General features: G+C 38.0%; 23 protein-coding genes. 20 read left to right on the forward strand and 3 right to left on the reverse strand.

Going from position 1 to position 19,100, the window contains the following annotated elements:
* Positions 1–37: 37 nt before the first annotated feature.
* The 4 genes from J7W16_RS05170 to J7W16_RS05185 all read left to right on the forward strand — a co-directional run bounded on the left by J7W16_RS05170 (position 38) and on the right by J7W16_RS05185 (position 3,650).
* Positions 38–799, forward strand: coding sequence for a segregation/condensation protein A (locus J7W16_RS05170; protein ID WP_210596154.1), 762 nt, complete (start codon positions 38–40; stop codon positions 797–799).
* Positions 796–1,389: an SMC-Scp complex subunit ScpB gene (gene scpB / locus J7W16_RS05175; protein ID WP_210596155.1), complete on the forward strand. Its 594-nt coding sequence runs from the start codon at positions 796–798 to the stop codon at positions 1,387–1,389. The genes J7W16_RS05170 and scpB overlap by 4 nt, the downstream gene beginning before the upstream one ends.
* A gap of 174 nt (positions 1,390–1,563) precedes the next feature.
* Positions 1,564–2,508: a glycine-rich domain-containing protein gene (locus J7W16_RS05180; protein ID WP_210596156.1), complete on the forward strand. Its 945-nt coding sequence runs from the start codon at positions 1,564–1,566 to the stop codon at positions 2,506–2,508.
* Between the two features lie 245 nt (positions 2,509–2,753).
* Positions 2,754–3,650, forward strand: coding sequence for a superoxide dismutase (locus J7W16_RS05185; RefSeq protein ID WP_346726902.1), 897 nt, complete (start codon positions 2,754–2,756; stop codon positions 3,648–3,650).
* A gap of 264 nt (positions 3,651–3,914) precedes the next feature.
* Here the strand turns inward: J7W16_RS05185 and J7W16_RS05190 are convergent, their stop codons facing one another.
* Positions 3,915–4,595, reverse strand: coding sequence for a DUF421 domain-containing protein (locus J7W16_RS05190; protein WP_346726903.1), 681 nt, complete (start codon positions 4,593–4,595; stop codon positions 3,915–3,917).
* Positions 4,596–4,651: 56 nt separating this feature from the next.
* A complete protein-coding gene (locus J7W16_RS05195) occupies positions 4,652–5,173 on the reverse strand; it encodes a hypothetical protein (protein WP_210596157.1) in 522 nt (173 codons plus the stop codon).
* Between the two features lie 128 nt (positions 5,174–5,301).
* Between J7W16_RS05195 and J7W16_RS05200 the strand changes: the two genes are divergently transcribed.
* The 7 genes from J7W16_RS05200 (at position 5,302) to J7W16_RS05230 (ending at position 8,951) form a co-directional block, all read left to right on the forward strand.
* Positions 5,302–5,505, forward strand: coding sequence for a DUF1657 domain-containing protein (locus tag J7W16_RS05200; RefSeq protein WP_210596158.1), 204 nt, complete (start codon positions 5,302–5,304; stop codon positions 5,503–5,505).
* A gap of 71 nt (positions 5,506–5,576) precedes the next feature.
* Positions 5,577–6,008: a hypothetical protein gene (locus J7W16_RS05205; RefSeq protein WP_210596159.1), complete on the forward strand. Its 432-nt coding sequence runs from the start codon at positions 5,577–5,579 to the stop codon at positions 6,006–6,008.
* Positions 6,009–6,017: 9 nt separating this feature from the next.
* A complete protein-coding gene (gene spoVAC, locus J7W16_RS05210; protein WP_210596160.1) occupies positions 6,018–6,497 on the forward strand; it encodes a stage V sporulation protein AC in 480 nt (159 codons plus the stop codon).
* Position 6,498: 1 nt separating this feature from the next.
* Positions 6,499–7,512 (forward strand): stage V sporulation protein AD, encoded by a 1,014-nt coding sequence (gene spoVAD / locus J7W16_RS05215; protein WP_210596161.1) that lies wholly within the window; start codon positions 6,499–6,501, stop codon positions 7,510–7,512.
* Positions 7,509–7,859 carry a stage V sporulation protein AE gene (gene spoVAE / locus J7W16_RS05220; RefSeq protein ID WP_210596162.1) on the forward strand — a complete coding sequence of 117 codons (351 nt, stop codon included), beginning with the start codon at positions 7,509–7,511 and terminating at the stop codon, positions 7,857–7,859. The genes spoVAD and spoVAE overlap by 4 nt, the downstream gene beginning before the upstream one ends.
* 10 nt (positions 7,860–7,869) lie before the next feature.
* Positions 7,870–8,076 carry a DUF1657 domain-containing protein gene (locus tag J7W16_RS05225; protein ID WP_210596163.1) on the forward strand — a complete coding sequence of 69 codons (207 nt, stop codon included), beginning with the start codon at positions 7,870–7,872 and terminating at the stop codon, positions 8,074–8,076.
* Positions 8,077–8,090: 14 nt separating this feature from the next.
* Positions 8,091–8,951, forward strand: coding sequence for a DUF421 domain-containing protein (locus J7W16_RS05230; RefSeq protein WP_210596164.1), 861 nt, complete (start codon positions 8,091–8,093; stop codon positions 8,949–8,951).
* 60 nt (positions 8,952–9,011) lie between these two features.
* On the opposite strand, the gene J7W16_RS05235 is transcribed toward J7W16_RS05230, so the two are convergent.
* A complete protein-coding gene (locus tag J7W16_RS05235; protein WP_346726904.1) occupies positions 9,012–9,728 on the reverse strand; it encodes a DUF421 domain-containing protein in 717 nt (238 codons plus the stop codon).
* Between the two features lie 175 nt (positions 9,729–9,903).
* On the opposite strand from J7W16_RS05235, the gene J7W16_RS05240 reads away from it, so the two are divergent.
* The 9 genes from J7W16_RS05240 (at position 9,904) to J7W16_RS05280 (ending at position 19,050) form a co-directional block, all read left to right on the forward strand.
* Complete coding sequence (locus tag J7W16_RS05240) at positions 9,904–11,049, forward strand: D-alanyl-D-alanine carboxypeptidase family protein (RefSeq protein WP_210596165.1); 1,146 nt, start codon at positions 9,904–9,906, stop codon at positions 11,047–11,049.
* On the forward strand, positions 11,039–11,632 hold the full coding sequence (locus J7W16_RS05245; protein ID WP_210596166.1) for a nucleoside recognition domain-containing protein: 594 nt from the start codon (positions 11,039–11,041) through the stop codon (positions 11,630–11,632). Before J7W16_RS05240 ends, J7W16_RS05245 begins: the two co-directional genes overlap by 11 nt.
* Positions 11,633–12,166: a spore maturation protein gene (locus J7W16_RS05250; protein WP_210596167.1), complete on the forward strand. Its 534-nt coding sequence runs from the start codon at positions 11,633–11,635 to the stop codon at positions 12,164–12,166.
* Positions 12,167–12,269: 103 nt separating this feature from the next.
* Positions 12,270–12,998 (forward strand): pseudouridine synthase, encoded by a 729-nt coding sequence (locus J7W16_RS05255; protein ID WP_210596168.1) that lies wholly within the window; start codon positions 12,270–12,272, stop codon positions 12,996–12,998.
* Positions 12,999–13,075: 77 nt separating this feature from the next.
* On the forward strand, positions 13,076–13,603 hold the full coding sequence (gene resA, locus J7W16_RS05260; protein ID WP_210596169.1) for a thiol-disulfide oxidoreductase ResA: 528 nt from the start codon (positions 13,076–13,078) through the stop codon (positions 13,601–13,603).
* A gap of 16 nt (positions 13,604–13,619) precedes the next feature.
* Entirely contained in the window at positions 13,620–15,245 is a 1,626-nt protein-coding gene (gene resB, locus J7W16_RS05265) for a cytochrome c biogenesis protein ResB (RefSeq protein WP_210596170.1), read from the forward strand.
* A gap of 17 nt (positions 15,246–15,262) precedes the next feature.
* Positions 15,263–16,453: a c-type cytochrome biogenesis protein CcsB gene (ccsB, locus tag J7W16_RS05270; protein WP_210596171.1), complete on the forward strand. Its 1,191-nt coding sequence runs from the start codon at positions 15,263–15,265 to the stop codon at positions 16,451–16,453.
* A 102-nt stretch (positions 16,454–16,555) separates the two neighbouring features.
* Positions 16,556–17,272, forward strand: coding sequence for a response regulator transcription factor (locus J7W16_RS05275; RefSeq protein ID WP_210596172.1), 717 nt, complete (start codon positions 16,556–16,558; stop codon positions 17,270–17,272).
* On the forward strand, positions 17,272–19,050 hold the full coding sequence (locus tag J7W16_RS05280; protein ID WP_210596174.1) for an ATP-binding protein: 1,779 nt from the start codon (positions 17,272–17,274) through the stop codon (positions 19,048–19,050). Before J7W16_RS05275 ends, J7W16_RS05280 begins: the two co-directional genes overlap by 1 nt.
* The last annotated feature ends 50 nt before the right edge of the window (positions 19,051–19,100 follow it).

Genomic DNA, 19,100 nt, shown 5'->3' on the forward strand with positions numbered 1-19,100 from the left:
ATCTAGCGTACATACTAAATAAGCTAGTGGTGGTCGTATGAATCCTTATAATGTTAAACTAGACACGTTCGAAGGTCCGCTTGATCTGTTATTACACTTGATTAATCAAGCTGAAGTTGATATTTATGATATACCTGTTGCGGTTATTACTGATCAATATTTAACATATGTTCATGCAATGCAGGAACTTGAGCTTGATATTGCAAGTGAATATTTAGTTATGGCGGCAACATTACTGGCAATAAAAAGCCAGATGCTCTTGCCGAAGCCGGAGGAATTGTTTGAGGATGAATGGTCGATTGAAGATGAAGAAGATCCTCGTGAAGAATTAATGTTTCGGTTAATTGAATATAGACAGTACAAGGAAGCTGCATCTGAGTTAAAAGAAAAGGAAGCTGAGCGTAGTTTAGTCCATACTCGGTCTCCGGAAGATCTTGATCCCTATATTACAGATGAGGAACGAAGAGATTTAGCCATACAAGGGGTCTCCCTATTTGATATGCTAAGTGCCTATCAAAAATTAATTAAAAGAAAAGAACTGAAAGCACCTCGAACGAAAACGGTGAAAAGTCAAGAGTATTCGATTGAGGACAGGATGCAGGAGGTAATCAAACATCTTGATCGCTTAGAAGGTACTTGTCGTTTTGATGAGTTGTTTACCGTTCAGGAACGCGGACATATTGTCGTCACTTTCTTAGCGATTCTTGAACTAATGAAAACAAAGACGATTCGATGTAACCAGGATCAAAATTTTTCTGACATCATGATATACAGAACAGAGGGAGGGAGTTTCCATTGACGATTAATGAGCTCCATGCAGTCATTGAGGGGCTACTTTTCGTTGTAGGCGACGAGGGTTTGACAATCAAACAGCTTTCCGAAGTGGTAGAGTTAGAGGAAATCACAATAAATGAAGCACTTCATTCACTCATACTTACCTACGAGGAATCAAATCGAGGATTGCAAATAGTAGAAATGGCCGGAGCCTTTCGCTTAACAACTAGAGCAGATCACGCTCCATACTTTAAAAAATTAGCGACATCACCGATTCATTCAAGCTTGTCTCAGGCGGCCCTTGAAACATTAGCAATCGTTGCATATAAACAGCCAATTACACGAATGGAAGTGGAAGACATTCGTGGTGTGAAATCTGAGAAATCAATTCAATCATTATCTTCTAAACTTTTAATAAAAGAGGTAGGGCGAGCACAGGGTACAGGTCGTCCAATTCTGTACGGGACAACTCCTTTCTTTCTTGATCATTTCGGATTACGTAGCTTAAAAGACTTACCACCACTGCCAGACGAAGTGGATGAGAACTCAATTGAAGATGAGGCAGATTTGTTTTTCAAGCAATTTGAAGAAACAATCGAAGCAGAGCGGGAGTGAATCCTGCTCTTTTTTTGTTCGAATAGCTATCAGCTCTTACTGAAATTCAACTAGTGTAATTTCATGTTAAAGTTATCCTTCAACTTAACTTACTTTATATGGTTTAATAGAAATATATGGAATAAACAGTGTGGATTATGAGATTACTAAAAATTAAAAAAGGGTGATAGTTGAATGGAAGGATTTTTTGTCATAGCACTAATAATAATTATTATATTCATTGTCAAGTTGATTGGTAAGCAGGGGAAAAGCAGGAATAGACAATTAAAAAATGAGTCTATACCCAGTCAAGTCGACATTCAACTCATCGGTAGTACAGAGATGGTTCAATCGCTTGAAACAGCGTTATCAAACACATATGTAGAAAATGTAAAAAATCGTTTATTGAGCGAACATCCTAACTGGGCCGATCACGAGGTTGATTGGATGTTTTTCGAATTGAAACGATATTTCTTAATGAATGGTTTATTAAAATCAGTCCCGATGTTCAGTGAGAAAGTAGATATTATCTGGCATGAAATGCTGATGTTCACAAGAGAATATCAGACGTTTTCAAATGAATTCTATGGTGAAACCCTACATCATAGGCCAAATCTAGATAGTAAACCAATACCTGAAGAGAGAGCCTTTTTTGATTGGGTATACGTAAGCTTATTCGATATACACGATAACAGCAGAGCTATATGGGGGAGTTTTTTTAAGAACCCAATCAAATTGACGGTTCTTGAAGATTTTCAGCACCTTTCAAATGAGAAATTATTAATGAAATATTTTCGGAATAATGATCAATGGCTAGAGGTTAAGGAACAATTGATTTATAAAATGAAAAACGAAATCAAGCATGCCCAGCGGATGAAACTTGGCCAAATGAAGCCTAAAACCAATAGTGATATTAATTCATTCCCGTTTCATGCCTTGCTGAGTGCAGCCGTTTTTTATTCGATGTACGAAACGGAAAGTTATCAGGAGGAAATGGGATTATTGATGCCTAAAGAATTTAAAGAACAGCAAGGATCTGGATCATCTTGCTCTGGATTTGCCTGCAGTGCTTCTTCTGATTCCGATGGAGACTCTGGGGGATCAAGCTGTTCTAGTTGTAGTGGAGGCTGTAGCAGTTAGGAATGGTAAGTAAATAAATCCTAAATAATAACAAATCAAATTAGAATTCTTTCCTCATAGGAAGAATTCTTTTTTTGTAGATTATAAAGTAACCAATTATTCACAAAGCATGAGAGAATTTATCATGGACAGACATTTGACTATATAGACAGCATAGGATGAAATGTATTCAATCACTCAAGTTAGGCTTACTACCAGAAAGTTTAATTTGAAAATAGGGCGAAATTTGATAGGGAGGGCTCCAAGTGAATTCACATGAAAAAGCAATTTATCAGTGGGTAAATGAGGTAAGAAGTCTTTGGGACAAATATGGTGCAGAAATGAGAACGAGGACAAGTGATCGGGAGGTTCAATCGTTTGTTGATTCCCTGAACCAGTTGATTAATAATTTAGAAGATGTCAATACGAAGAAAGATGGAGCACGTTCGGAACATTTAGACGAGTTGGCACAAATTGTCTATGAAAAATGGTGTGAGTTAGACAAAGTGCGATCAGATCAATCCGTTACACTTAATCCAGTTCCTATCGGCGGGCACACGCTTCCTCCCCTTCCTTATCCTTATGATGCTTTAGAGCCGTATATCGATCGTGAAATTATGCGTTTGCATCATGATAAACATCATCAAAGTTATGTTGATGGCTTGAATAAAGCAGAAATAGAAATGCAAAAGGCAAGAAAGAAAAGTGATTATAGTTTGATTAAACATTGGGAGAGAGAAGCCGCTTTTAATGGGGCTGGTCATTATTTGCATACGATATTTTGGAAGATCATGCATCCACAGGGTGGTGGAGAACCAACGGGGGAGCTGGCAACACAAATAAAAAAGGATTTTGGTAGCTTTAAAAAAATGAAGGAACATTTCTCAAAAGCTGCTGAAAACGTCGAAGCTGTTGGGTGGGCGTTATTAGTCTGGTCACCTCGTTCACATCGTTTGGAAATTTTGCAAGCGGAAAAGCATCAAAATCTTAGTCAGCAGGATGTGATCCCATTACTTGTACTTGATGTGTGGGAGCATGCGTATTACCTTCAATATAAGAATGAGCGTAAACCATACATTGAAAATTGGTGGAATGTTGTGAATTGGCCAGAAGTTGAAGAGCGTTTTCAACAAGCAAGTGTAGTGAGATGGGAGCCGTTCTAATAGTACAAAAGTGTTTTTTGAGATACAGAATGAAGAACTTGGGACAAACGTGATTTCACTAAAAAAATTCCAATAATACTAATTGGCCGAGGGAAACGGCTCCTGAAATAACTATTCTTCGCTTTCCGCGGGAAGCTGGTGCACCTGCTGGGTTCCAGCTTTGATTTTTACATTCCCGTAGGAGTCCAATTTAGTTTACATTGTTTAGGAATTTATATAGTCACTTTCGTTATGTCCCAGCCTCTTTATCTAATTTAAAGCTTTTTAATACGTTTGGATTTCAAACCCTGCCCCTTCCAACCATTCTGCATAGACAACTTTGGAAGGTCCAGCAATTCCTCGGTTAAATAGTTCATTTATTAACCACTCTTCGTCCTTATTAATTGAAACTAGCCCATCTGTAATAATTTCCCCATCTAGAATAAGGAATATAGGAATAACACTTTCGGAGGAAGATATGTTAAGGTCTTGATTTGTTGGTGATTGATATGCGCTCTTTCTAAGAACGCTAACGGATCCATTCGTTTCGAGAATTCCGTATTCAACCTCTCGCATTGAAAAGACTCCCTTTGCTCGTAAAAGATGAAATAGTTGATCAAAGTCAATTTTGTTCTTCTTCAATTCCTTATACTGGATATGACCATTTGCAATCACGATCGAAGGCTTTCCCTCTAAAAAGACTCTTGATTTCCGGAATTTCTGTGTAATGATTTCAATTGTATAGATTAATGCTCCCCACAAAATGACAGCGTAAAGAATATACTGTAATCCGATCTCTTTATCGTAGATTGCATTTCCGACTAATTCTCCCAGAACGAGTGCTGAAATGAAGTCAAATGGGGTTAATTGTGTAATTTGATTTTTGCCAAGTACTTTCGTCATGATTAAAAGTGCAAAAAAACCAACAAGGAGTTCAATGGTTAAGGAGATGAAATTTGTGTTCACAAGTGTAACTCCTTTATCAAGGATCTTGTTGGTAGTTTGTGCGTGGAAAGGGGAACTTATGTAGCAGAGTTAATTTCCCTGAGCCAATGATCCATTTGTGAGGCTAAGCTTTTAGAAGAGAGATGAAGCTTGCCTAGTTCACTTGTGATGTCCTGCGATTGCCCACGAAAAATGGTTTTAAATTGCCCATTCTTATTAAGCCAATGTTCCTCAACATAATCCTGATATGAATCCCAGAATTGCTTTATGAGTAGTGCTTTGTTAGCTGGGAAAAGTTCTGCTAATTCTCTGTCATTTATTCCAGAAGAGAGTGGCAAATTGCTGATTGCTCTAGGATAAATATCAGATTTTTGTTTAGCGACTACTTCCCGAACATCATACATTAAAAGCAAAAGATGTGCTTTCTTTTCTTCCATTAATTCGTTATGAATTTTATTTTCGATTTTAACAAATCGATTATTTGTTGATGATATAAAACGGTTCATTGACTTTTGCATTCGTAGCAATATCAAGACAATCCAAATAAGGAACACAACAGTTAAAATCGCTAAAATGAAATACGTGCTATTAGTAGGCAAAGTAATTCCTCCCATTCTCCATTAAGTTTAGCATACTCTTTTTCCGTTGTTTCAATAAATTCCCTCTAATAATTTCATCTCGTCGTCAACATGATATAGGTGTAAGTGAAATTTTGGGAGGATTACTCATGACTGTAGCAGCAAAAATGAAGCAAACAATCGCAGGTTTAAAAAGTGCTCAAGCTAGCTTAGAAACATTTGCACTTGAAACGGAAAACCAGCAAGCCAAAACATTGTATCAGCAAATGGCAACTCAAACGCAGACAGTTATTGACGGCTTAACACCTAGAATGCAACAAGTTGAAGAAGAAGAGCCTCAGTATAAGAATTAATTTTTTGACGATTGACACGGGTCTTGATTGATTCGTGTCAAACTCATACATATAGAAAAGGAGTGACGAAAATGAAAGCATTCGTATTAACCATAGTTTGTGGAATACTGTTTGTAACGGGTTGTCAAATGGAACCCACAAAAGATATAAAACCGTTGCAATTATCAAATGAAGTCCTTATTAATCAAGAACAAGCAGATGAAGCGAAGCAAATTGTGTTATCAATGGAGGAAGTCGTTGAAATTAAAGGCGTCGCTGTAAAGGATGCGATTTATCTTGCACCAAGAGTAAAGCATTTTGATCGGTTTCGATTAAATGAAATTAGAAAATCGAGCCACCAAGCTGTAAAGAAAAAATATCCAAATGCCTCAGTACATGTTTCAACAGATCAGAAGATTTTTATGGAGTTAGAAAAATTGGAACAAGCATTAAAGAATCGATCAATTAGTGAGAAAAGGCTAGAGAATAAACTAACAGAACTAGAGGACATGATGAAAGGATAAGGTGATCTGATGTCTACGAGTAAAAAGAAAAATGTTACACCAGCACAAGAGAAATATCAGCAATTAGCCAAAAAACATGAGAAGCAAAGGCCTGTAGGAAAGAACTGTTTAAAAGCATTTTTAATTGGTGGAACCATTTGTTTAATTGGTCAATGCATTCATGTCTTTTATTATACGTTTTTTGATTTTACTCAACGAACAGCTGGTGATCCGACTGTCGCTACACTCATTTTTATCTCTGTATTACTAACTGGTTTTGGTGTGTATGACCGCTTTGCTCAGTTTGCAGGAGCGGGAACGGCTGTTCCTGTTACAGGGTTTGCAAACTCAGTCGCTTCTGCAGCAATCGAACATCGAACAGAGGGGTATGTTCTTGGAGTCGGTGGAAAAATCTTTAAACTTGCTGGCTCGGTTATCGTTTTCGGTACTGTTGCAGCATTTGTCATCGCCTTAATTAAATCGATATTCTTAAAGTTAGGTGGGATGTAAAATGATCCAAGGTCAACAAACATGGATTTATGAAAATAATCCGGTGATTATTTCGACTGGAACCATTGGTGGGCCTTTTGAAGGTAATGGTAACCTAGCAGATGATTTTGACATCTTACATGATGATTTATGGCTAGGACAAGATTCTTATGAAAAGGCTCAAAAGGTATTATTAGAGGAATCGATTACAAAAGCAATTGAAAAAGCAGAGTTACAAAATTCCGACATTCAATTTATGTTTGCTGGAGATTTAATTAATCAGATTACTCCTTCAAGCTTCGCTGGTCGAACATTAGCAATTCCTTATATGGGTTTGTTTGGGGCATGTTCGACTTCGATGGAGGGACTTGCCCTTGGTTCCTATATTGTAAATTCTAACGGAGCCGATCGTATTGTGACAGCTGCATCGAGTCATAATGCAGCTACCGAAAAACAATTTCGTTATCCAACAGAGTACGGAGGACAAAAGCCTCCAACAGCCCAATGGACCGTAACCGCTTCGGGGGCGGCGGTTGTATCTTCTAAAGGAGAAGGTCCGATTGTTACCTCAGCTACGATCGGAAAAGTGGTTGATATGGGTCTTTCTGATCCTTTTAATATGGGTGGGGCTATGGCTCCTGCTGCGGCTGATACCATTTTGGCTCATTTTCGTGATCGAAACTTGCCTGCGGATCACTATGATTTGATTGCTTCAGGAGATCTCGGTGAAATTGGTCTACCCATTGCTAAAGAATTACTGAAAGAAAAAGGATTGGATATTGCAGAAGAAACCTTCCAGGATTGTGGATTAATGATTTATCGAGAAGGACAACCTGTTTTTTCCGGTGCAAGTGGTCCGGGTTGTTCAGCTTCGGTCACTTATGGGCATTTATTGAATCGAATTAAAAAAGGTGAATTAAAACGAATATTAGTTGTTGCAACAGGTGCATTATTATCACCGTTATCGTTTCAACAGAAGGAAACAATTCCGTGTATCGCCCACGCGGTTTCAATTGAAGCTGGAGGTGTGAAATGATTTTTCTTTCAGCATTTATCGTAGGTGGGTTAATTTGTGTAATTGGTCAAATTTTAATGGATGTGGTTAAGCTCACCCCAGCACATACAATGAGCACACTTGTGGTAGCTGGAGCTGTTTTAGATGGCTTAGGGTTGTATGAGCCATTAATTGATTTTGCTGGTGCAGGGGCAACGGTACCTATTACGAGCTTCGGAAACTCACTTGTACATGGTGCGATGGCTGAGGCAGAGGCTAGTGGAATCATTGGTGTATTGACTGGTATTTTTGAAGTTACGAGTGCCGGGATTTCTGCAGCGATTATCTTTGGGTTCTTCGCATCACTCGTTTTTAAACCAAAAGGATAGGAATGATGATATGACTGTTGGTAGTAAGGTCCAAAGCACATTAATCTCTCTTCAATCAATTGAAGCAACATTATCCTCACTTGCCCTAAAAACAAAAGAGGAAGAGGCGAGTGCAGCATTCCACCAGGGTGCATTAAAGGTAAGGACGATCATTCAAGAGGTAGAGAAACGCAAGGGAGAAATAGAATTTCAAGAGCCACAATATCAACCACAGTAGAAAGGAGGGAATTTATGGAAGGGTGGATTGAAGTCGCATTAAGAAGTTTTGTTGGCTTTGTCTTGTTGATCGCTATTGGGAGGCTTTTAATTAGAAAACCTATCGGTGAAGCCTCACAATTAGAATTTGGATTGATGGCTGCGATTGCAGTTATTCTAGCTGTAGGTTCTTTTTCGCTCTCAATTCCCATTACCTATTTTCTAATTGCGATCACGATCTGGGCAGGGGGATCATTATTAATCAATATTTTAAGTGTCAAGAGTACGATGTTTCGTAATGGAATTTATGGAAAGGGAATTCCGATCATGAAAGATGGAAAAATTCTTGAGGATAATATGAAAAAACAACATCTAACGACAGATGAGCTCCTTCGTAAATTAAGAACAAAACAGGTGTTTCAATTCGCTGATGTTGAATTCGCAATTCTTGAAGGAAATGGTGAATTGAATGTTCTTGTAAAGAAAGAGCAACAACCAATTACGTCTAAGTTGTTACATCAAAGGGTACCACCAATTAAGGAACCTGAAACGGTAATCACGGATGGAAAAATATTACACGAGCCTTTAGCTACGAGGGGGCTTAATCAAGAGTGGTTAAAAACCGAGCTTGAGAAAATGAACGCAATTGTGGAAAATGTCTTTTTAGCCCAAATCGATGAATACGGACAGTTAGCAATCGATTTATTTGATGATGTTCTTCAAGTTCCTAAACCAACTGAATTGCCCATGCTTGAAACTAGTATGAAACAAGTGCAAGCAGACTTAGAAACATTCGTTTTAGACACAGAAAATCCACAAGCTAAGAAAACATATCAATGGTGTGCTGATCAAATGAAGGAAGTATACAAATCGGTATCACCTTACACTCAAAAATAGATTAACTAAATTGGTAATCCCTCTGTTAAAGATAGCTAGCAGTGGGATTTATTTATTGAATCAATGTTCAAGCTCCTCAAGTTTACTTAATTGATTTGTGTATGCAAGATGTAATTCATTTTGATCATTAATCGTACATAAAAAGATTTCCTCAATTCTAATAATCCCTTTGTCTAAAAGTTTTTTTCGAACTGTCTCTTCTGTTAAGTTTAGGTGGGATAGGACAGTATTGTCTATCTTTCCTTCAATAATCAACGGATAAGCTAAACCAGTGTTCCATTTTTTTAGACCAAGATCTTCAATCGTCGGGGTTGTTTTCTCCGGCTTTTTTTTGACACTTATTTTCCCACTTGCCTCGATAATAGCTAATTCGACATCCGCTATGTTGAAAATATTTTTTTGACGAAGCAATTGTAAAACATTATCAATTGAGTATTGAACTGATCTTAAATTATCGACAAGAATTTCACCATTTTTAATCACTTCAATTGGTTTAAATGTGACTAATTTTCCAAATACCCGTTTTTTTATTATTAATAACCCGATCAATTTCTGGAAAAGACCGATAAAAACAATCGCGAATGCTGTGTAAACGTGGTTGACGCTAGGATCTGCAATATCGGCACCGGTCACAGAGGCTAATGTAATGATAACGAGAAAATCGAAAATAGGCATTTCACCGACAACACGTCTGCCCATAAATAGGGTAATTCCAAGTAGTAACGGCAAAATCGAAATGATTCGTCCGAAAATATTGAGTAGATCATGGACTTCCACAAGAAAACCTCCTGTCCTAGTTAGTCTTCTTCTTTTTCTACATTTCTAAACAAATGAACTGTCATATCATTGGTTGTCCTGCATAGACTTGGCTAATAAGAGCACGAATTGGACATGGCACTAAAGAAAAAAGTGCTAATGTAGACACTATATTAAGGACAGGACGGGGATTGGAATGAGGAAAAAGTGGGCACTTATTTCATTAGTACTTTTATTTCTATGGCCTATGTTTCAACCGGTAGCAAAAGCTGATTATCGCCATGTTTCAGCTCAAGGAGCTATTTTAATGGAACAGGAATCAGGAAGAATTCTCTTTGCTAAAAATGCAGATCAACCAATGAGGATTGCTAGCATAACGAAGATCATGACAGCTTTGCTAGCGATCGAATCAGGGAAAATGGATGAAATGGTCGAGATCAGCACTAGAGCAGAAGGGACCGAGGGATCATCCATTTATTTACGAGCAGGAGAAAAGATGAAACTAGAGGATCTAGTATACGGGCTCATGCTTAGAAGTGGAAATGATTCGGCTGTCGCTATTGCAGAGCATGTAGGTGGTAGTTTGGAAGGCTTTGTTTACATGATGAATGAAAAAGCAAAGCAACTAGGTATGCTCAATACGATGTTTCAAAATCCTCATGGTCTAGATGATCATGAAGATCATTTTTCAACTGCACATGATATGGCTCTTCTAACTCAATATGCAATGAATTATGAAGATTATCAAACAATTGTATCTACTAAGAGTCATAGAGTAGAAGGAGATCAAACACGTGTATGGGGGAATAAAAATCGACTTTTAACAGAGCTATATAAGTATTCGACCGGTGGGAAGACTGGTTATACAAAGCGTGCCAAACGCACACTCGTTTCTACAGCTTCTAAGGAGGGGAATGATTATATTGTTGTCACACTCAATGCCCCTAGTGATTGGCACGATCATATGAATTTATTTAACTGGGCTTTCGAGACATATAAAGTAGAAACACTGGTAGAACAAGGGATTATTGACAATATCGAGGATGAATATTACAAAGATCATGTATATGCTCCATATGCTTTTGATTATCCACTTTCAGCAGCGGAAAGAAAAGCTCTTAAAGTGGAAATGAGCCTATATGAACCACCCACATCAGAAAGAGCCGATGATTTTGTGCCCCCGCAACCTGTAGGTAAAGTGGAGCTTAAGGTCTATGACGATGTCATAGGGGAGGTTCCGTTGCTATATGATCCACCTGTTATTGAAGAAAAGAAAGGTTTATGGACACGTTTCTTAGAAATTTTTTCTTTTACTATCGGAGTGAGACCAGATGATAAATAAAATCTGGATGTCCATGCTTGTTATTGGTATTGTTTTCGCAGCGATTAATGGCAGGATGGAAGAGGTTAATGAGGCAATTTTCTCGGGTGCACAGGAAGCGGTAACAATCTGTTTAGGTTTAATTAGTATACTTGTATTTTGGTTAGGACTAATGCGAATTGCCCAAGTGGCAGGACTATTAAAGTCGTTAGCTCGAGTAATGGAACCACTAGTAAAAAGGATTTTCCCTGAGGTTCCTCCTAATCATCCTGCAATGGGTTATATCTTATCTAACATGACCGCCAACTTATTTGGTCTTGGGAATGCAGCGACACCAATGGGTATAAAAGCAATGCAGCAGTTAAAAGAGTTAAATGAAGGAAGAGATTATGCGAGTCGATCGATGATCACATTGCTTGCTATTAATACTGCAAGTATAACGTTAATTCCGACTACAGTCATCTCCATTCGAATGAGCTACGGGTCTGTTTCTCCTACAGAGATTGTTGGAACAACCCTTGTGGCAACGACATGTTCGACACTTGGTGCGATACTGATTGATCGCTACTTTTATTATAGAAGGCTAAGAAAGGGGCGAGTGTAAATGGAGTGGATCACTGTTGTTTCTATTTGGTTCATTCCGGTTTTAATTGCCTTTGTTCTTATGTATGGAACGTATAAGCAAGTACCTACGTATGAGACCTTTGTCGAGGGTGCCAAAGAAGGGTTTGACATGGCGATTTCTATTATTCCCTATTTAGTAGGAATGCTTGTCGCTATCTCTGTATTTCGTGCCTCTGGAGCAATGGATTTTATTATTGAGTTCCTAAAACCAGCCTTACAAGCAATTGGGGTACCTTCTGAGATCGTTCCGTTAGCGTTGATCCGTCCGATTTCGGGAAATGGTGCACTAGGTATGACATCAGACTTAATTGCCACATTTGGTCCAGATTCATTCATTGGAAGATTAGCCTCGACAATGCAAGGGAGTACGGATACGACCTTTTATGTTCTAACAGTCTATTTTGGAGCTGTTGGGATCAAGAAAATGGGTGATGCATTAAAGGTAGGATTGTTAGCTGATTTAGTGGGAATCGTTGCTTCAATATTAATCGTTTCATATGTGTTCGGGATGTAAGGACGGGTTATATACCTGTTCTTTTTTTTGCTTATGAAACAACCATCGTAATAACTTGTGAATTTATTTTCTGAAGAGTATGATGGTACATGAGGTGAACATGATGGAAAGATTACAAAAAGTCATTGCACAAGCTGGGATTGCCTCTCGGCGCAAAGCAGAACAGTTAATTGTTGACGGGAAAGTAACCGTTAATGGGAAAGTCATTCGTGAACTTGGAGTTAAAGTAACGCCAAATAAGGATGAGATTGAAGTAGAAGGAGTGCCTATTGATCGCGAAGAACCGGTTTATTTCTTAATGTATAAACCAAGTGGTGTGATCTCTAGTGTGAAGGATGACAAGGACCGGAAAGTAGTGACAGATTATATTGAAGTCGAACAACGAGTATTTCCGGTTGGACGACTTGACTATGATACGTCTGGTCTAATTCTACTAACGAATGACGGGGATTTTGCTAATCAATTGATGCATCCGAAATTCAAGGTTGAAAAAGTATATGTTGCTAAAATAAAAGGGATTCCTAGCAGAGAAATGCTGAAGCAGCTTCAAACAGGAGTTGTTTTAGAGGATGGTAAAACGGCACCAGCAAAGGTCAAGCTAATGTCAATGGACAAGAAAAAGCAAACATCTATTGTTCGCTTAACGATTCATGAAGGAAGAAATCGACAAGTTCGCCGTATGTTTGAAGCTATTGGCCATCCAGTGTTGAAGCTTAAGCGTGAAGAGTATAGTTTCTTAAACCTTAAAGGAATGAATCCAGGCGATGTCCGCCCATTGAAACCAATTGAGGTCAAACATTTACGTGAATTAGCTGTCACCAAACCGTCATAAAGGGAATCAACATAACCCTTTTTTGAACGTTATAATAACAAGTAGAAAAATAAGTATGTGTGAAGGGGAGAATCAGTGTGAAACAAAAACGGTTAATTATGCGTACAAGCATTCTAGTCATTATTGGTGCTGCCCTCGCCTATACGTTCTATTCCAACTTTTTTGCTGATCGTAGCTTAGCAAAAGTTGGAGAAGAGTCGAAGAATTTTGTCATTCATGATCTTGAAGGTCAACGCATCGAATTAAAAGGTTTAGAAGGCAAAGGCGTCTTTTTGAATTTTTGGGGAACCTTTTGTCCACCCTGTGAAAAGGAAATGCCGATTATGGAAGAATTATATCAAGAATATAAAGACCAAGGAGTAGAAATTCTTGCTATTAATGTCAATGAACCCGAATTAACGGTTGAGAGCTTTGTTGAACGGTATAATCTTACGTTTCCAGTTGCGATAGACAAAGACGATATTATCGCAGATGCTTACGGAATAAGTCCATTACCCGCAACAATTTTAATTGATGAACATGGGACAATCGTTGACGTTCATACTGGTGGAATGCCTGATCAACTTATTAGAGACTTCATGGAGCGTATAAAACCTGGAACGTAATTGAGGTGTGGGGAAAATGAGTCAATTTACATGTGAATGTGGACACAAAAATCCACAAGGCACGATTGTTTGTGAATCGTGTGGTAAGCCACTGCAAGAAAATGAAAATCAAAAATTACTCGATATGAAATATGAGGGTGTCGCTAGACGTTCACAAACGTACACAACTACTTTTATAGACAAGATTTGGATGTTTTTTTCTTCTGTTAAAGTAGGAATTTGGATTATCGTTTTGACCCTAGTCGCGTCATCATTTGGAACGATTTATCCTCAAGAGATGTATATTCCGCCATTAGTAGATCCCGCAGAGCATTATGAAGCTGAGTATGGTTTTACTGGTAAGCTATATTATGAACTTGGGTTTCATAATTTATATGGTTCGTGGTGGTATATGCTTTTAATTGCTTCACTTGGCGTATCAATTCTTATTGCAAGTATTGATCGTTTTTTTCCATTGTACAGAGCCTTGAAGAAGCAACGTGTGACAAGGCATCAGAACTTCTTGAAAAGACAACGAATCTTTGGACAGTCAAAAGTTGAAAATGTTGACCAACAGCTAGTTGCCATTCAAAAGAAGCTGAAACAGAAAAAATATAAGATTTCTGAAGAAAACGGTAATATTGTTGCCGAAAAAGGACGCTTTGCACGTTGGGGGCCTTATGTTAATCATATCGGATTGATTGTCTTTTTACTTGGCTGTATGCTGCGATATTTTCCTGGTATGTATGTGGATGATCATTTGTGGATTCGTGAAGGTGACACCGTTGTTGTCCCTAATACAGATGGGAAATATCATGTTCATAATGAAAAATTCATGCTTGAATTATATGATGACCAGGATGAAATTTTTAAGGAAGCAATTGAGAGAAAAGGGTCATCAGTTGTAAAAAACTATCAAACTGATGCGATTTTATATGAACGTGAAGAAACAGAAATCATCGGTGAAGAGAGTGAATTAATTGAAATTGATCATCATCCGATAAAAGTAAATCAACCGATGAAATTTGATGGTTTTGCCCTTTATCAAGTAGATTATAAATTAAATGAGTTAAGTGTATTAAGTTTCACGTTAGAAAATAAAGAAACAGGAGAGACGTTTGGTCGTCTTGATATTGATTTAATGAGCCCTGAATCAACGTATGACTTGGGCGAAGGCTATCGTGTTGAAATTAGACAATATTTTCAAGACTTTTATTTGAATGATGATGTTCCATCTACACGATCAAAGGTGCCTAATAATCCTGTTTTTATCTTTGATATGTATACCCCTGAAACGCCTGAAGGAGAAGTAAGCTTTGTTGGAATCCAAACGAACTTGGAACCTTTAGGAGAGAATCAATACAAGATGTCATTTGTTGATGTTGAGACCAGACATGTCACGGCTCTAGCATTAAGAAAAGATTATACTCTGCCATTCCTAATTCTTGGTGGGATTATTTTTATGATAGGATTAGTCCAAGGCTCGTACTGGGCACATCGACGAATCTGGCTGCAACAAATCAACGGTGAATTCTTAATTGCAGGTCATACAAATAAAAATTATCTTTCCCTTCGAAAAGATATTGATTATGTACTAGAAGGAACAGGAATTCCTTCACCTGCTGATCAAACTGAAGAGGAAGAAGAGAAAAATAAAGAATAGTTTGAGGAGGCTTTAGCATGTTAGAAGTTAGTGAGAATCTCCTCTTTATTGCGTTTTTCATGTATCTCGGTGCAACCATTTCATTTGCGGTATCGGTAACAGGAAGAAAGTGGCGCAACAAAGAGGGTGAGATGAAGGGAAATAGATTGGGGAAAATCGGTTATATTTTCTCTATTTTAGCTTCTCTCCTATCCATTGGTTATTTCATTACCCGATGGTCTGTTGCAGGTCATCCACCTGTAAGTAATATGTTTGAATATATGACCTTTTTAGGAATTGCAATGGGTTTTGCCTTTGTCATTCTATATGCTATTTATCGTTCTAATTATCTAGGATTGTTTACGATGCCGGTTGTTATGTTAATCATAGCTTATGCTTCAATGTTTCCTGGAGAAGTCGCACCATTAATCCCAGCATTACAAAGCAACTGGTTAACGATTCATGTTATAACTGTTGCACTTGGACAGGGGATTTTATCAATTGGATTTGCAGCAGGACTCATATATTTAATTCGAACGATTGATTTTACAAAAGCAAGTAAACAAACCCGGGCACTTGAAACAATTATGTACGGGTTGATTAGCTTAATTGCGTATATTTTAGTTGGAAGTCTCTTTAGTGCCCTTAACTACGAAGCGACGTTTTCTTATGTCGATGAAACAGGTGCTGAAGCGGAGATTGTCTACAATGTTCCTGCATTGATTGGTCCCAATGAAGGACAATTATTAACAGAAGACCGTTTGACGCCATTACTTTCAGCTCCAGCAATGGTACGAGCAGATGATCTTAATACTGTCATTTGGTCACTTCTTAGTGGAATTATCCTTTATTGGGTTCTACGTTTGGTTTTACGTAAACGAATTGGGGCAGTCATTCAACCGATTGTTAAAGGAGTTAATCCACAAGCGATTGATGAAATAAGTTATCGTGCGATAGCTATTGGCTTTCCAGTCTTTACGCTTGGTGGTTTAATATTTGCTATGATATGGGCTCAAATAGCCTGGACGCGCTTCTGGGGATGGGATCCAAAGGAAGTATGGGCATTAATTACATTTTTGTTTTATGCTGCTTATTTACATTTACGTCTTTCAAAAGGATGGCAAGGAGAAAAATCAGCCTGGTTATGTGTTATTGGGTTTGCGATTATTATGTTTAATCTAGTGTTTGTTAACCTTGTAATTGCAGGTTTACACTCATATGCCCTTTAAGTGAAAACCCTCGCTCGTGCGAGGGTTTTCTTACATAAGTATTGTTTTTAGAAGATTAAAATACATGTTACACTAATATAAAATGTTGATGGAGGTTGCAAAATGGAAAAAGAAGCTAGAATTCTCGTCGTTGATGACGAAGATCGTATCCGTCGTTTGTTAAAAATGTATTTAGAAAGAGAAAATTATGAAGTAATAGAAGCTGAAAATGGGGAGCAGGCACTAGAAATGGCTCTTAATGATGAATATGATTTAATTCTACTTGATATAATGATGCCAGGCATGGATGGGATAGAGGTTTGTCAAGAGCTACGAAAAACAAAGGCAACACCTGTAATGATGTTAACAGCTAAAGGTGAAGAAGCTAATCGAGTTCAAGGGTTTGAGGTCGGAACTGACGATTATATTGTTAAGCCGTTTAGTCCTAGAGAGGTTGTATTACGTGTGAAGGCACTTTTACGCCGTTCATCTACAACGAAATTTATGCAAACGGATACTCAAACGAAGGATGTTCTTGTTTTTCAACATTTAATGATTGATAATGATGCCCATCGTGTAACAGTGCTTGATCAGGAAATTGGACTAACACCAAAAGAGTATGAATTGTTGCATTATCTTGCCCAGTCTCCTGATAAGGTTTTTTCTCGTGAACAACTATTAAAGGATGTTTGGAATTATGATTTCTTTGGTGATTTAAGAACGGTTGATACACATATTAAACGATTAAGAGAGAAGCTAAATAAGATTTCTCCAGAGGCAGCTTCAATGATTTCAACGGTCTGGGGAATTGGCTACAAATTTGAGGCAGTGAAAGAGTAATGCTCTGGCGAAGTGTTGTTGGTAAGTTATGGTTTACGATATTGTTACTTGTATCTTTCGTTCTTACGATATTAATGGTGGCTCTCTTACAATCCTTTGAGCGCTTTCATGTCAATGAAGCTGAAGAAAGACTCATTAATCATGCGAATATGATTGCTTCAATTTATGAAGGTCATGAGGATAAAAGTGAAGCACTGTATATGATTAACCAATACGCACAAGCACTTGAAACTCAAATTATTATCTTAATTGAAGGAGAGAAAATATGGGGTAGTGATGATCAAGAAGCCCATCAGGTCTCACTTTCCACTCTCTTCACAAATGAGACTTTATCTGAGGTTTTTGCTGGAGAACAAGTCGTACGAACGGAAGGTGATTTCCCTTTTGTAGGTCAAGGTGAGGAAGAAGTACAATCTGAAATTATGATTGTTGGTGTTCCCTTGCAGCCAGAACAATTAAATGATAGTGCGGTCTTTATGTATCAATCCCTTTCGACAATTGATTCGGCAACCCAGGAAACAAGACAGATTATTTATTTTTCAGCTGGAATTGCGATTATTTTAACAACAGTTTTTGCCTTTTTCCTGTCGTCAAGAATTACTGCTCCTCTTAGGAAAATGCGTGAGGTAGCTCTTGAGGTAGCTCAGGGTAAGTTTAAAACAAAAATCCCTATACTGACACATGACGAAATAGGGCAGTTGGCAATCGCTTTTAATCGAATGGGTCGGGAATTGAATAATAATATTCACGCATTGAATCAAGAGAAAGAACAGCTTTCTCGTATTTTAGTCAGTATGGCAGACGGAGTCATTACTCTTGATAAAAGAGGAAATGTTGTGCTCACTAACCCGCCTGCAGAGCGATTTATTCAAAGTTGGTATTATGAACAGGGCTCTGGGGAATCCTCAGCGGATCAAATACCAGAGGCACTTCAATTTCTGTTTGAAAAAGTGGTTTCACTTGAAAAGGAACAGGTGATTGAATTCGACATGCAAGGAAGAAGCTGGACTATTCTAATGACACCTCTCTATGACCAGCATGTTATTCGTGGAGCTGTTGCGGTCTTTAGAGATATGACTGAGGAACGACGTCATGATAAATTACGAAAAGATTTTATCGCTAATGTGTCACATGAGTTACGAACACCGATTTCAATGCTTCAAGGCTATAGCGAAGCGATTATCGATGATATAGCTGCATCAGATGAAGAGAAGAAAGAAATGGCGAGGATCATTTATGATGAGTCTTTACGTATGGGACGCTTAGTAAATGAGCTTTTAGACTTAGCAAGGATGGAAGCAGGGCATGTTGAATTAAATATTGAAACGATCGAATTGGCACCATTTATGGAGCGAGTTGTTCGAAAGTTTCAAGGTTTTGCTAAAGAACAGAATATCCAATTGGAATTAGAGGACGAAAGAGCAGATGCATGGATTGAAGTCGATCCTGATCGATTAGACCAGGTTTTGACGAATTTAGTGCATAATGCGATTCGTCATACAAATGAACAGGGTAATGTGACATTACGAGTCAACTCATATGATCATGGGACTAAATTTGATGTGAGTGATACAGGGACAGGTATTCCTGAGGAAGATCTCCCTTACGTTTTTGAACGCTTTTACAAAGCGGATAAGGCTAGAACTAGGAGTCGCGGTGGAACGGGGCTTGGACTTGCTATCGCTAAAAATATAGTTGAAGCACATGATGGTCATATTTCTGTTCACAGTAAACTGAATGAAGGAACTGAATTTTCTTTTTATATACCAAAAAACTAAACGGTTAATGAACCGTTTAGTTTTTATTTATAATTTATTCGAATAACCGT

This window comes from Halalkalibacter suaedae (assembly GCF_017939705.1).
Taxonomy (GTDB): domain Bacteria; phylum Bacillota; class Bacilli; order Bacillales; family Bacillaceae_D; genus Halalkalibacter; species Halalkalibacter suaedae.

Coding starts and splice junctions, on each gene's coding strand:
- J7W16_RS05170 (WP_210596154.1), top strand. CDS start 38: ATGAATCCTTATAATGTTAAACTAGACACGTTCGAAGGTCCGCTTGAT.
- J7W16_RS05180 (WP_210596156.1), top strand. CDS start 1,564: ATGGAAGGATTTTTTGTCATAGCACTAATAATAATTATTATATTCATT.
- J7W16_RS05200 (WP_210596158.1), top strand. CDS start 5,302: ATGACTGTAGCAGCAAAAATGAAGCAAACAATCGCAGGTTTAAAAAGT.
- J7W16_RS05205 (WP_210596159.1), top strand. CDS start 5,577: ATGAAAGCATTCGTATTAACCATAGTTTGTGGAATACTGTTTGTAACG.
- spoVAC (WP_210596160.1), top strand. CDS start 6,018: ATGTCTACGAGTAAAAAGAAAAATGTTACACCAGCACAAGAGAAATAT.
- spoVAD (WP_210596161.1), top strand. CDS start 6,499: ATGATCCAAGGTCAACAAACATGGATTTATGAAAATAATCCGGTGATT.
- spoVAE (WP_210596162.1), top strand. CDS start 7,509: ATGATTTTTCTTTCAGCATTTATCGTAGGTGGGTTAATTTGTGTAATT.
- J7W16_RS05225 (WP_210596163.1), top strand. CDS start 7,870: ATGACTGTTGGTAGTAAGGTCCAAAGCACATTAATCTCTCTTCAATCA.
- J7W16_RS05230 (WP_210596164.1), top strand. CDS start 8,091: ATGGAAGGGTGGATTGAAGTCGCATTAAGAAGTTTTGTTGGCTTTGTC.
- J7W16_RS05240 (WP_210596165.1), top strand. CDS start 9,904: ATGAGGAAAAAGTGGGCACTTATTTCATTAGTACTTTTATTTCTATGG.
- J7W16_RS05245 (WP_210596166.1), top strand. CDS start 11,039: ATGATAAATAAAATCTGGATGTCCATGCTTGTTATTGGTATTGTTTTC.
- J7W16_RS05250 (WP_210596167.1), top strand. CDS start 11,633: ATGGAGTGGATCACTGTTGTTTCTATTTGGTTCATTCCGGTTTTAATT.
- J7W16_RS05255 (WP_210596168.1), top strand. CDS start 12,270: ATGGAAAGATTACAAAAAGTCATTGCACAAGCTGGGATTGCCTCTCGG.
- resB (WP_210596170.1), top strand. CDS start 13,620: ATGAGTCAATTTACATGTGAATGTGGACACAAAAATCCACAAGGCACG.
- ccsB (WP_210596171.1), top strand. CDS start 15,263: ATGTTAGAAGTTAGTGAGAATCTCCTCTTTATTGCGTTTTTCATGTAT.
- J7W16_RS05275 (WP_210596172.1), top strand. CDS start 16,556: ATGGAAAAAGAAGCTAGAATTCTCGTCGTTGATGACGAAGATCGTATC.
- J7W16_RS05280 (WP_210596174.1), top strand. CDS start 17,272: ATGCTCTGGCGAAGTGTTGTTGGTAAGTTATGGTTTACGATATTGTTA.